This window comes from Verrucomicrobiia bacterium, from assembly GCA_035577545.1.
In the GTDB taxonomy this organism is placed as follows: domain Bacteria; phylum Verrucomicrobiota; class Verrucomicrobiia; order Palsa-1439; family Palsa-1439; genus Palsa-1439.
In genome coordinates, this window is sequence record DATLVI010000013.1 from 1 (window position 1) to 13,463 (window position 13,463).

10 protein-coding genes are annotated in these 13,463 nt (G+C 57.9%); 9 read left to right on the plus strand and 1 reads right to left on the minus strand.

Features of this window, described 5'->3' with window-relative positions:
- The 9 genes from recA to xerA form a co-directional block, all read left to right on the plus strand.
- Positions 1 to 793: recombinase RecA (gene recA / locus VNL17_04265; protein ID HXI83289.1), on the plus strand; the 793-nt coding region annotated here is incomplete at its 5' end.
- A 30-nt stretch (positions 794 to 823) separates the two neighbouring features.
- Positions 824 to 3,436: an alanine--tRNA ligase gene (gene alaS / locus VNL17_04270; protein HXI83290.1), complete on the plus strand. Its 2,613-nt coding sequence runs from the start codon at positions 824 to 826 to the stop codon at positions 3,434 to 3,436.
- Positions 3,437 to 3,478: 42 nt separating this feature from the next.
- A complete protein-coding gene (serS, locus tag VNL17_04275; GenBank protein ID HXI83291.1) occupies positions 3,479 to 4,759 on the plus strand; it encodes a serine--tRNA ligase in 1,281 nt (426 codons plus the stop codon).
- A 6-nt stretch (positions 4,760 to 4,765) separates the two neighbouring features.
- Positions 4,766 to 6,097 carry a tRNA lysidine(34) synthetase TilS gene (gene tilS, locus VNL17_04280; GenBank protein HXI83292.1) on the plus strand — a complete coding sequence of 444 codons (1,332 nt, stop codon included), beginning with the start codon at positions 4,766 to 4,768 and terminating at the stop codon, positions 6,095 to 6,097.
- Between the two features lie 39 nt (positions 6,098 to 6,136).
- The gene (aroB, locus tag VNL17_04285) at positions 6,137 to 7,246 is read left to right on the plus strand and encodes a 3-dehydroquinate synthase (protein HXI83293.1); all 1,110 of its coding nucleotides are present in this window, start codon (positions 6,137 to 6,139) and stop codon (positions 7,244 to 7,246) included.
- Positions 7,233 to 7,838, plus strand: coding sequence for a hypothetical protein (locus tag VNL17_04290; GenBank protein HXI83294.1), 606 nt, complete (start codon positions 7,233 to 7,235; stop codon positions 7,836 to 7,838). Before aroB ends, VNL17_04290 begins: the two co-directional genes overlap by 14 nt.
- A gap of 34 nt (positions 7,839 to 7,872) precedes the next feature.
- Positions 7,873 to 9,003, plus strand: a complete 1,131-nt coding sequence (gene dprA, locus VNL17_04295) for a DNA-processing protein DprA (GenBank protein ID HXI83295.1) — start codon at positions 7,873 to 7,875, stop codon at positions 9,001 to 9,003.
- 11 nt (positions 9,004 to 9,014) lie between these two features.
- Positions 9,015 to 11,447 (plus strand): type I DNA topoisomerase, encoded by a 2,433-nt coding sequence (gene topA / locus VNL17_04300; GenBank protein HXI83296.1) that lies wholly within the window; start codon positions 9,015 to 9,017, stop codon positions 11,445 to 11,447.
- Positions 11,408 to 12,337: a site-specific tyrosine recombinase/integron integrase gene (gene xerA / locus VNL17_04305; protein HXI83297.1), complete on the plus strand. Its 930-nt coding sequence runs from the start codon at positions 11,408 to 11,410 to the stop codon at positions 12,335 to 12,337. The genes topA and xerA overlap by 40 nt, the downstream gene beginning before the upstream one ends.
- Before the next feature lie 568 nt (positions 12,338 to 12,905).
- On the opposite strand, the gene efp is transcribed toward xerA, so the two are convergent.
- Positions 12,906 to 13,463: an elongation factor P gene (gene efp, locus VNL17_04310; protein ID HXI83298.1), complete on the minus strand. Its 558-nt coding sequence runs from the start codon at positions 13,461 to 13,463 to the stop codon at positions 12,906 to 12,908.

Consider the following 13,463-nt stretch of genomic DNA (forward strand, 5'->3'; position numbering starts at 1 on the left):
GATCGCCAGCGCGCAGCGCGCGGGCGGCCTGGCGGCGTTTGTGGACGCCGAGCATGCGGTGGATCCCTCCTATGCCAGGCGCATCGGAGTGAACCTTGACGATTTGTTGATCAGCCAGCCCGACAGTGGTGAGGAAGCGTTGACGATTGCCGAAACGCTGATCCGCAGCAACGCGGTGGACGTAGTGGTGATCGATTCCGTTGCAGCACTCGTGCCGCGTGCGGAACTGGAAGGCCAGATGGGCGATGCCACGGTCGGCGCGCAGGCGCGGTTGATGAGCCAGGCGATGCGCAAGTTGACCTCTTGCATTCACAAGGCCAAGACCGCCTGCATCTTCACCAACCAGATTCGCGAGAAGATTGGCGTGATGTTTGGCAGTCCCGAGACAACACCGGGCGGCAGGGCGCTGAAGTTTTATTCCAGCGTGCGCATCGATATGCGACGTGTGAATGTCATTAAGGACCCGGCGGGCAAGGTCGTGGGCAGCCATGTGCGTGCCAAGGTCGTGAAGAACAAGGTCGCGCCGCCGTTTTGCGAGTCCGAATTCGACATCATGTATGACGTAGGCATTTCGAAGGAAGGTTCGGTCATCGACGTGGCCACGGACATCGGCGTGATTGAGAAGAAGGGCTCGTGGTTGGCGTTCGACGGCCAGCAAATCGGCCAGGGTCGGGAATCCGCGAAGGATTTCTTGCGCGAGAACGGCAAGATGCTCGACCAGATTATCATTGGCGTGAAAGCCAAGATGGCCACGGGCGTCAGCCTGGGGAAACGCATCGGCGGCACCGAATAACCGTCTCGCTGCAGACGGGATGCAGGAATTATGACTTCGGCCGAAATACGCCAGAGCTTTCTCGATTTTTTCCGCGAAAAACAGCACACCATTGTGCCGTCCAGTTCGTTGCTGCCGGACGCGCCCAATTTGCTGTTCACCAACGCGGGAATGAACCAGTTTGTGCCGATCTTTCTCGGTCAGGTGAAGCCGCAATGGAACCCGCCGCGCACCGCGGACACGCAGAAGTGCATCCGCGCCGGCGGAAAACACAACGACCTCGAAGACGTCGGCCTCGATACATATCACCACACGTTCTTCGAGATGCTGGGCAACTGGAGCTTCGGCAATTACTTCAAGAAAGAGGCTATCGATTGGGCGTGGGAACTCGTTGTCGAACGCTGGCATTTCCCGAAAGAACGGCTCTATGCGACCTACTTTGGTGGCGACGACAAGATCGCCGCGGATACAGAGGCGCGCGATTTGTGGCTACGCTATCTGCCGTCCGATCACGTCGTTCCCGGCAATCGCAAAGATAATTTCTGGATGATGGGCGATACGGGACCCTGCGGTCCTTGCAGCGAAATCCACGTTGATCTCACCCCCAACGGCGACGGCGGCGCGAAGCTTGTCAATTCGGGTTCGCCGCTGAGTATTGAAATCTGGAACCTCGTGTTTATCCAGTTTAACGCGAATCCAGACGGCTCTCTCACACCACTGGCCGCCAAGCATGTCGATACCGGCATGGGCTTCGAGCGCGTCACCTCGATGATCCAGTGCACGAATGGGTTCAAGGATTTCACCAGAAAAATCTCCAACTATGAGACGGATGTTTTTACGCCGATTTTTCGGGAGTTGGAGGAGTTGAGCGGAAAAAAATACGGAAGGACGCTTCTGTCAGGCAAAAGTGATGGCCAATGGAGCAAGCATGACGTGGCCTTTCGTGTCATCGCTGACCATATCCGTTGCCTGAGTTTTGCAATTGCGGACGGTATCCTTCCATCGAATGAGGGACGAGGCTACGTTCTCCGCCGTATCCTGCGGCGTGCTGTCCGTTATGGTCGAACCTTGGGCCTCCACGAACTATTCTTCCATAAGCTTGTAGGCGTCGTGGTCAACAACTTCGGCACAGTCTTCCCGGAACTACGGATACGGCGCCAAAAAATTGAAGCAACCGTGAAGGCGGAGGAAGAGAGCTTCAACCGCACTCTAGACCGAGGACTTGAGATTTTTGATCGCGCCGTTGTAGGCGTGCTGGACGACGTTTTCCCAGCTGTCGAAGCCTTCAGGCTTTATGACACATATGGTTTTCCCATCGATCTCACAGAATTGATGGCCCGAGAACGCGGTCTGACGGTGGATATGACCGCTTTTGAGAAATTGATGGAACAGCAACGCCAGCGCGCACGCGAAGATCACGACAGTAAGAAATCGGTGATCAGTGTTACTACCGAGGATCTGCAAGTTGAGCCGACGAAGTTTCTTGGGTACGACAATCTGGAACTCGAAGCTCTAGTGGAAGCTGTCTCACCGGGCGCGGAGAAGACATTTGATGTCATTCTCGACAAGACGCCTTTTTATGCGGAGATGGGCGGGCAGGTGGGGGACACGGGGGTAATTGGCTCGGCCAAAGTGCTGGATACACAGAAGCAGGGGAATGTGTACGTACATCGCACTGCTGCGCCGCTTGAGCTGGGGCAACGGGTGCGTGCGGCGGTGGATGTACAGCGTCGATCGAATATCCAGCGGCATCATACCGTTACACATCTTTTCCACTGGGCGTTACATGAGGTGGTGAGCAAGGACGCGCGGCAAAAGGGGTCGCTCGTCGCGCCGGACCGATTTCGTTTTGATTTCAATCAGCCCGAGAAACTCAGCGACCAGCAGATCGCGGACATTGAGAAGCTGGTGAACGAGCGGATCAAGGAAGCTTTACCCGTGTATTGGTTCGAAATGCCTTTCTCCGAAGTGCGCGGGAAGCCGGACATTATGCAGTTCTTTGGCGACAAGTATGGCGACGTTGTCCGCATCGTGCAGATTGGCGGGCACAACAAGGCACTGGATGGTTTCTCGATGGAGCTTTGCGGCGGCACGCACACGAAGACCACGGGCGAGATCGGCCTTTTTAAGATCATGCGCGAGTCGGCGGTGGCGGCGGGAATTCGCCGTGTCGAAGCGGTGTGCGGACAGTTTGCCCAGGAATTCATTGCGAAGCAAGGCGACCAAGAGAAGGCCGAAATCGAGAAGGCCAAGGCACGTGAACTAGAGAAGGAATTGGCCAAGCAGCGCCAGGCCGCGATGGAATCACAAGCACCCGCCATCGCCGAGCAGTTGCTCGCGAAATTGCAGGGCAAGTTGCTCGTCAGCAATCTTGGTGACGCCAACGCCGATTTATTGCGCGCCGTCGTCAACGCGCTGAAGCCGAACCTGACCAGCGGGATCGTGGTTCTGGGTGGTGTGGCTGAAGGCAAAGTCTCGCTCATTTGTCTGGTTACACCCGACCTGGTCAAGGAAGGCAAGAATGCCGGTAAGATTGTCGGCGAACTGGCCAAGATTTGCGGCGGCGGCGGTGGCGGTAAACCCGATCTGGCCCAAGCCGGTGGCAAGCAACCCGAAAAACTGGCCGAAGCTCTCGCGGCGGCGCCGAAAATCATAGGCCTTTGACGCGCTTGCTCTGGCGCGGGCCGCACCGTATCATCCGTTCCTATGCTCGACATCAAACTCATTCGCGAAAAACCTGATTTCGTGCGCCAGCGGCTCGCGACGCGCGGTCGCGGCGACGAGGCGCGGATCGCAGAAATCGGCGCGTTGGACGAGCAACGGCGCAAACTGATTAGCGAAGGCGACAACCTCAAAGCCGAACGCAATAAAGTCAGCAAGGAAATCGGCGCGCTGAAGTCGAAGGGACAGGACGCGAGCGCGCAGATGGCCGCGATGAAGCAGGTCGGCGAACGTATCACGTCTCTTGATGCGGAGGTTGCGACCCTGGATGTCAAGTTGCAGGACATCCTGCTGGTGATCCCCAATCTGCCGCACGAAAGCGTCACGGTGGGCAAGGAGGCGGCGGACAACCCTGAGGTGAAACGCTGGGGTGAAGCGCCGAAGTTTGCGTTTCAACCGAAGGCCCATTGGGACATCGGTGAACAACTTGGTATTTTGGATTTCGCCCGCGCTACCAAAATCTCTGGTAGTGGATTCATTCTGTACAAGGGCGCGGGCGCCCGTTTGGAACGGGCTTTGATCAATTTCCTGCTCGACCTGCACACGAGCGAGCACGGCTACACGGAAGTCTTCCCGCCGTTTCTCATAAATCGCAATGCGATGATCGGCACGGGTCAATTGCCGAAGTTCGAAGAGGACATGTATCGACTGCGCGATGAGGAGATGTATCTCGCGCCGACAGCCGAGGTCCCTGTGACCAACATTCATCGGGACGAGATTCTTCGCGAAGAGCAGTTGCCGATTTATTATGCCGCTTATACGCCGTGCTTTCGACGGGAAGCGGGGGCGGCCGGCAAGGAAACGCGCGGCATGATTCGGGTTCACCAGTTCGATAAAGTGGAACTGGTCAAATTTGTTAAACCGGAATCGAGCTACGACGAACTGGAGAAGCTTGTAGTTAATGCGGAAAAGGTGCTGCAACTGCTCGGTCTCCATTATCGGATCGTGTTGCTTTGTTCCGGCGACATGGGAAATGCCTCGGCAAAAACCTACGACATCGAGGTGTGGGCGCCGGGTCAGAACGCGTATCTCGAGGTCTCGAGTTGCTCGAACTTCGAAGAATTTCAGGCGCGACGCGCGAATATCAAGTTCAAGGACGCCGCTGGCAAGAACCGTTTCGTGCATACACTCAACGGCAGCGGCACGGCGCTGGCCCGTTTGTACGTTGCGCTGCTGGAAACTTATCAGCAGGCTGATGGCAGCGTGAAGATTCCCGAACCGCTGGTATCGTATATGGGTGGGTTGCGGGAAATACGGCCTGCTTAGGCTGTCATGCTCTCCAAAGTACAAGCGGCCCTGGCAAAAACACTCGCGCCGGGCGAACCTCTGCTCGTTGGGGTGTCCGGTGGAGCTGATTCCGTCGCCTTGCTAAGCATCCTTGTCGAGCTAGGCTGGCGACCCCGCGTCTGTCATCTCAATCATCAACTCCGCGGCGTGGACAGCGATGCGGATGCCGAGTTTGTGCGACAACTTGCGACGCAGTACGGTTTGCCGAGCACTATCGAAGCGTGCACGGTTGATCGGGATGAAGACAGCGCGCGGCGCGCACGGCAGGAGTTCTTTGGACGGGTGGCCGAGCGCACGGGGATCAAGAAGCTTGTGCTCGCGCATACCGCCGACGATCAGGTTGAAACGTTCTTGTTGCGACTTCTGCGCGGCGCCGGCGTGCCCGGATTGGTTGGCATCTGGCCGGAACGGCAGCTTGGGACATTGCGCGTGATTCGACCGATGCTGAAAGTACGGCGGCTGGAAATCATGGAATACCTTGCGGCGAAGAAGCTCTCGTATCGCGAAGATAAGTCCAACACCGACACCCGATTCACCCGCAATCGCATCCGGCACGGGTTATTGCCGTTGTTGGAGCGCGAGTACAACCCTGCGATCCGCGACGTTCTGCTCAACACGGCCGAGATTTTGCGGGATGAGGATTTCTACCTGCTGCATCACGTGGCCCAGCGGTTTTACATGGCGGCCTGCCAGAACGACGCGGTGAATGTGAAGACGCTGGCGAATTACCAGACCGCCATTCAGCGCCGCGTCTTACGGTTTTGGTTGGGGGGAGACTCCGAGAACGGGCCAAGTTTCACTTTTGAACAGATTGAAGCCGTGCGGCACGCGGCGCTTGGTGATGCGCCCGGCGCGGCCATTGATCTGCCGGATGATTTGGTGGTGTACCGCGAGTACGAGTGGTTGCGGAAGGCTCGTCGGAAAGATTTGGAGCCTGTGAAGGGAAACTGGCCCCTGAGCTTGTCAGGTGAGACGGTCATTCTGGAGCTGGGTATGCGGTTTATTTTGAGACACAGTGACGAGTCGCCTCGTCCCAAAGAATGCTTCGATGCCGATGCGCTCGGCGAGGGACTGTTTGTCCGCACGTGGGAGAATGGCGACCGTTTTCAGCCATTAGGGATGAGCGAGACGAAGAAGCTGCAGGACTTCTTTGTGGACGAGAAAGTGCCCCGCTTAAAACGGGGTCGGGTCCCGCTGGTTTGTACGGCCGATGGACGCATTGCGTGGGTTGTCGGCGGGCGGATCGCGGAACCGTTCAAGGTAAGAGACGATACCCATCGAATCCTGTGCATGAGCGCCGAGGCGATTCAAGGTTGACAAGCCCCGGCGCGGCGGGTTGTAATCTGCCGCAATCCCATGAATGCGAAAAGAACAGGCGTTCCCGAGCGGGTGCGCGTCGACCTGGGTGAACGCAGTTACGACATCCTGATCGGCAAAGGCTTGCTATCGGAAGCCGCTGAATACTTGCGTCCGCTCAACCTGGGTAAGCACGGCGTGATCATCACGGACACGACCGTGGAACCGCTGTACGCAGGGGTGTTGTGCGATGCACTGGGAAAGGGCGGGTTTGCCGCCGAAGTGCTCAGCGTACCGGCGGGTGAGGCGTCGAAGTCGTTGCGGCAGGCCAACCGGCTCTTCGGGAAACTGCCGGCTCTCGGGCTGGACCGCCACTCCTTTCTCATCGCGTTGGGCGGCGGCGTCGTGGGAGATTTGGCGGGCTTCGTGGCGGCGAGCTATTTGCGCGGCATCGCGCTGGTGCAGGTGCCGACGAGCCTGTTGGCCCAAGTGGACAGCTCGGTCGGCGGCAAGACGGGCGTAAATCTGCCACAGGGCAAGAACCTCGTCGGCGCGTTTTATCAACCAAAGCTGGTGCTTGCCGACACCGATACGCTTGGGACACTGCCCGAGCGCGAACTGCGTAGCGGTTTCGCGGAGGTGATCAAACACGGCGCGATCCGAGACGCAAAGTTTTTTGAGTGGCTGGAGCTGGAGTACAAGCGGGTCCTGTCCCGCGATCCAGAGGCGGTGGCCCACGTGGTGCGACGTTGCTGCGAGATCAAGGCGGAGGTCGTCAGCGCGGACGAACGCGAATCGGGACTGCGCGCGATCCTGAATTTTGGCCACACGGTTGGCCACGCGATGGAGACACTGTCGGATTACAGCGGCCTGCTGCACGGGGAAGCGATTTCGATGGGCATGTGTGCCGGAGCGCAGTTGTCTGTCAAGCGCGCCGGTTTAAGCGAGGTGGAAGCACGACGCTTATGCGGCCTGATTGCCGCCAGCGGTCTGCCAACGCGCCTAGGCAAGACTTTCAAGCTGGGAGAGTTGCTGGAAGCGGCGCGCCTTGATAAAAAGGCACGCGACGGCAAATTGCGTTTTGTGTTGCTGAAACGCCTCGGTGAAGCGTTTGTCTCGGACGCGGTCACGGACGCAGACATCGAGGAGGTCGTGGATGTCTGCCGTTGACGAGAACATCGTTCGCGAATACTTCGAGTTGCACGGTTTCCTAGTTTGCCAGCGGCGCAAATACATCGCACAGGCACGGCAGAAAAGCGCCGATGAGGAAGTTGATCTGATCGTGTTGAACCCGAGCGTCCCGCCGGGAGCCGCGCCGGCGGAGTTCGAAATCACATCGAAGACCCTCTCGCAAGTGTCACGGGCGATTGTGGCGGTGAAGGGATGGCACACCGAAGTATTCGCCCCGGGTCTGCTGGCACATCAGCCAAAGATTTTTCGGTTTGTGGAGAAAAGGGTCATCGAAGAGGCGCAGCGGTTGGTTGGGAGCGACGGTCTGGTAAGAATCCTGATAGTGCCCGGACTACCACGCGACGCGAAAACGCGGCAACGCAGCATCGAGGTCTTGCGGTCGAAGGGCGTGGATGGCGTGATCTCGTTCCGGTCAATTTTGCAGGAATTGGTCGCGAGCGTGGCGACCAACCGCAACTATCGGAAATCGGATTTGCTGCAGATTCTGCGGCTGCTCAAGAACTACGGATTGTTGAAGGAACCGCAGATGGAATTTGGATGGAAACGGCGTGGCCGGAAGGTGGCGTCGTAAACGGGTCGCTGTTTTTCGGATGGCGGAAGCGCGTATGACTTCGCGCGAAGCCTACATTGCGCTCAACATGGTTGGCGGCGTTGGGCCGATTCGTGTCCGCGCATTGCGGGACCGATTCGGCGAGCCGCAGGCGATCCTGGCGGCGTCGAAAGGCGAGTTGATGCAGGTGGAGGGCGTGGGCGAAGAAGTCGCACGGAGTATCACTCGCTGGCGGGAAAAGGTGGATCTCGATGCGGAGTTGCAGCGGATTGAGAAGTCCGGCGTGCGGGTTGTCAGTTGCGACGATGCGGAATACCCAAAACATTTGCGAGAGATTTACGACCCACCGCTCGTGTTATATGTAAGAGGATCGCTAACGGAACGCGACTCCCTGGCAATTGCGGTGGTCGGGTCGCGGCGCACGTCGCTTTACGGGCAGGATATGGCGCGGAAACTGGCCTTTCAGTTGGCGCGGGTTGGCGTGACGGTCGTGAGTGGTTTGGCGCGCGGAATCGATACCGCGGCGCATAACGGCGCACTGCAAGCGAAGGGGCGGACGGTGGCCGTGATTGGTTGTGGAATCGATATTGTCTATCCTGCGGAGAACAAGAAGCTGGCCGATGACATAGTGGAGAAGGGTGGGGCGGTGGTGACGGAGTTCCCCTTCGGCGTGCAACCCGATCGCCAGAATTTTCCCATGCGGAACCGCATCATCAGCGGTTGGTCGCTGGGTGTCGTGGTGGTGGAAGCGAACCTGAAGAGCGGGGCATTGATCACGGCCAATCAGGCGGGGGAACAGGGTCGGCAGGTGTTCGCGGTGCCGGGTCGGGCGGATTCAATTTTGTCCAAGGGAGCGAACAAATTGATCAAGGATGGTGCAAAATTGACCGAGGACGTGGAGGATATCCTCAGCGAATTCGAGTACTTACTGCCGAAAATGGCCACGGAGCCTAAGGAACCTGGCCTGGGGGGCGAGGGTACCAAACCTGCTTTGCAATTAAGCGAGACGGAGGAGAAAGTGATGGCGCAAGTTGGTACCGAGGAGGTTGCCATCGACGAGATCATTCGGGCCAGCGGTTTGACAACGGCGTGTGTTTCCGCCACGTTACTGGCGCTGGAGATGAAACGGCTCGTCCGCCAGCTCCCCGGCAAGCGGTATGTGCGCAACGCGGCCTTCGGGCCGTAAGAAGAAAAAGCATGGCAAAAAAACTGGTCATCGTTGAGTCACCTGCGAAAGCGAAGACGATCAACAAGTACCTGGGATCGGACTTCAGCGTGAAGGCCTCCATGGGCCATGTCCGGGATCTGCCCGAACGCAAGTTCGGTGTCGAGATCGAGAAGAATTTCAAGCCCACGTACCAGGTCTCGGCCAAGCGGAAGGTGCTGGTCACGGAATTGCAGAAGACCGCGGAAGGTGCGGAACAGGTTTATCTGGCGACCGACCCTGATCGCGAGGGCGAAGCGATTGCCTGGCATTTGTGGGAGATTCTGAAGAGCAAGAAAAACGGGCCCAAGTTTTTCCGCGTCCAGTTCAACGAAATCACGAAGAACGCGGTGCGCGCCGCCTTCGACCATCCCGGTCAGGTGGACATGAAGCTGGTCGATTCTCAGCAGGCGCGACGCATTCTGGATCGCATTGTCGGCTACAAGATTTCGCCCCTCTTGAACAAGCGCGTCGCGCGCGGCTTGAGCGCCGGGCGCGTGCAATCCGTCGCGGTCCGGCTGGTGGTTGAACGCGAACGCGAGATTCGGGCGTTCAAGCCGCAAGAGTATTGGTCGGTCGAGGCCGAGTTGCGCAAGCTCGTTGATCCGAAGGACCATTTTCTTGCTCGTTTGATCCAGGTTGGTGACAAGAAAGTCCGGTCGCCCAATGGTGAGGCCACGAAGTCGGATGTCATGATCATTGACGGTAAGGAGCAGGCGGACGCGATCCTGGCCGATCTGCAGCAGTGCGAATACAAGGTCGCCAAGATCGACATCAAGCCGAAGAAGCGCAGCGCACCGCCTCCGTTCACGACAAGCACGCTTCAACAGTCCGCGTCGAAGGCCCTCGGCATGGGCACGTCAAAAACGATGATCGTGGCCCAGCAACTGTATGAGGGCGTGGAGATCGGTGAGGAAGGCGCGGTCGGTTTGATCACCTACATGCGTACCGACTCGTTTAACATTTCGAAGGAGGCGCAGGACGAAGCACTGGGGTTTATCCGCGAGACCATCGGTGCGGACTATGCGCCGGCGACGCCAAATTTATACAAGTCGAAGAAGGATTCGCAGGGCGCACACGAGGCGGTTCGCCCCTCATCGGTGCGGCGCACGCCCGAAAGCCTGCGTACGTATCTCGACCACGACCAATTCCGACTTTACAAGCTGATTTGGGACCGGTTTGTCGCCAGCCAGATGACGCCGGCGGAGATGAAGGTGACGAGCATCGATATCGACGCCCATCGCGATCCGAAGTTCTTCCTGTTTCGCGCGACGGCGACGGAGGTGGTGTTCGCGGGCTGGCTGAAGATTTACGGAGTCGAGGAAGAGGCCGAAAAGAAGGCGGAGGCGGAAAAGCCATCGGACGAGGAAGAGAACAAGAAGCTGCCGCCGTTGAGCGAAAGCGAGCGGCTGCATTTGGTCAAACTCCACCCTGAACAACACTTTACCGAGCCACCGCCGCGCTTCAGCGAGGCAACACTGGTCAAGGCGCTGGAAGAGCTTGGTATCGGTCGTCCGAGCACCTACGCGCCGACGATTGCCACGGTTCAAAAGCGGCATTATGTGAACAAAGACAAGGGTCGCCTTGCGCCGACGCAGTTGGGCGAAATCACAACCGACGTGTTGGTGAAGCATTTCACGAAACTGCTCGACGTGCAGTTCACGGCGCAGATGGAGGAGTTGCTCGACGAAATTGAGGAGGGCAAGGTCGGGTGGCAGGAGATGCTCGGCGACTTCTACAAGGACTTCGAACCAACCCTGAAGGCCGCCACCGAGAACATGGAGGACGTGCGGCCAAAACCCGTCCCGACAGGTATTAAGTGTGAGTTGTGCGGCGAAGAACTGGTCACCCGTCCCGGCAAGAATGGCGAATTCATTGCTTGTTCGGCCTACCCGAAATGCAAGAACACGAAGAACTTCAAACGCGGCGAAGATGGGAGCATTCAGATCGTGGAAAAAGAAGAGACGGGCATCAAGTGCGAGAAATGCGGTTCGCCGATGGTCATCAAAGCAGGTAAGCGCGGAGAGTTCCTCGCTTGCTCGGGCTATCCCGAGTGCAAGAACGCAAAATCATTCACGCGCGACGCAGCGGGCAAGATCACCGTCATCGAGAAGCCCGCGCCGGTGACGACCGACATCAAATGCGAGAAGTGCGGCTCGCCGATGTTGATTCGCAACAGCCGCCGCGGACCGTTCCTGGCCTGCTCCGGCTATCCAAAATGCCGCAACGCCAAAACACTGCCGGACGAATTGAAAGACAAAGCGCCGCCACCTCCGCCCAAGGAAGAACCCGTGCTGACCGATGAGAAGTGCGAGAAGTGCGGTGCGCCCATGGCGAAGCGACGCGGCCGCTTCGGTGAATTCCTCGGCTGCACGGCCTATCCGAAGTGCAAGAACATCAAAAAACTGGCTCCGGTAGAGGCGTAGCCGACTCACTGGTTGAAGGGTTTCTCGGGTACCTGCACGCCGAGCGCGATGTCTCACCGCTGACCATTCGCAATTATTCCGCCGACATCGCGGCGTTTGCCGCCTGGTTTGAGGAAAAGTATAAACAGCCCTGCGCGTGGGTGCCGGTCGATTCGTTCCATCTGCGCGGCTATCTGGTCCACCTCACCGAACGTCAATTCGACCGCGCCACGATCCATCTCAAGATGTCCGCCCTCCGCAGTTTCTTCAAATGGCTCGTGCGCACCGAGCGCGTGAAACTGAATCCGCTGGTGGGACTGACCCTTCCGAAGAAGGCGAGAAAGCTGCCAAAGTTCCTGACGATCCAGCAAATGGAAACACTGCTGGATGCGCCATTGAAGGTAAATGCAAAAGACAAACTGGCGACATGGCGTGACAAGGCGATTCTAGAAACCCTTTACACCGCAGGGCTACGCATCCATGAACTTGCTCAACTCAACGACGATGACGTGGATATGCTTGGCGAAGTTGTTCGCGTTCGCGGCAAAGGCAAAAAGGAGCGGCTGGCCGCGCTCGGCGGGCCGGCCATTGAAACACTACAGAAATACCTAGAAGTGCGCGCGCGCAGCACCCGCGGGCCGTTATTTGTGAACCGATTTGGCGGGCGCATGACCGCCCGGAGTATGCAACGAATGCTGAAGAAATACCTCATTGCGGCCGGCCTTGATCCATCACTGACCCCGCACAAGCTACGGCACAGTTTTGCGACGCACATGCTCGATGCAGGCGCGGATTTGCGGAGTGTGCAGGAACTCCTCGGCCACGCCAACCTTTCCACCACGCAAATCTACACGCACATCACTCCCGAGCGGTTGAAGAAGGTCTACGAGAAAGCGCATCCCCGGGCATGAACTAAAAACATAGGCGGCAGATTTACGGGAAGCATCTTTTGCCGTTATGAGGTAGTAATTGTGCCGCGCTCACGGCTAGTGGGTCTGTATGTATGGCTCCACACGCTGAGGTGCGGCCCGACCGATTTAGTCTTGAACCATTCCTCCACCTCGCCGAACAGATCCAATAGCTCGGTTACCGCTTTCTTCTCTGTAGTGGAACGAACTCCTAACAGCCGGAGCCAAAACGGGGGATCCGCACGAAACCAAGACCGGGTGAAACCACCTGGACGCGGCGTGAGCCGACCTTGACTCAGCGTAAAGGGGCTTGTCGCCGTGAGAATGGATATGCCTTGTGGAGGTTCTTCGTGGAAATTGATGGTCACCCTCGGTCGCTGGCGCTTGTCAAACTGTATGCTAACGACCTGAACGGTTGTTCCCACGGGCTTGCGGTAATAATGTAATGTCGCATTGCCAGCAAGCCTCTCTGGCCCGCAGAACCCGTGTTTAAGTATAAGAGGTACGAAGCGGGCATTAAGTTCATCGCGAAGCTTCTTGCGAATAGTCATTCCAATGACCGTTCGGTCTCCTACACTCGATTCAAATACTTGCCGGTGCGGGTGTCGACGCGGATGCTGTCGCCGGGGTTGATGAAGATGGGGACGAAGACTTCGATACCGGTTTCGACCTTGGCGGGCTTGGTGACGTTGGTGGCAGTGTCGCCGCGGATGCCGGGCGGGGCTTCTAGGACCTTGAGGTCGACGGCGGGGGGGAGTTCGAGTTCGGCAATCTTACCTTCGACTTCGGTCAGGGTGCAGCGCAGATTCTCGGTGAGGTAATTCTTGGCGTCGCCGATGAACTCTTCATTGAGAGTTATCGTTTCGTAGGTTTCCGGGTCCATGAAATGGTAGCCGGCTGTGTCTTTGTAGCTGAAGTCCACTGGCTTGGTATTTTTCGAGACTACGACGATCGACTCGGTCGAGGTAAAACGGACCACGGACGATTTGCCCGTTTTCAAGCTTCGCAAGGTGGCCTGGACGAACGCGCGGAGGTTGCCGGGCGTGCGGTGTTGCATGTCCAACACGACGCAGATGTCGTTGTTGTACTTGATGGCCATTCCTTTTCGGAGATCGTTGGCTGACGGCAT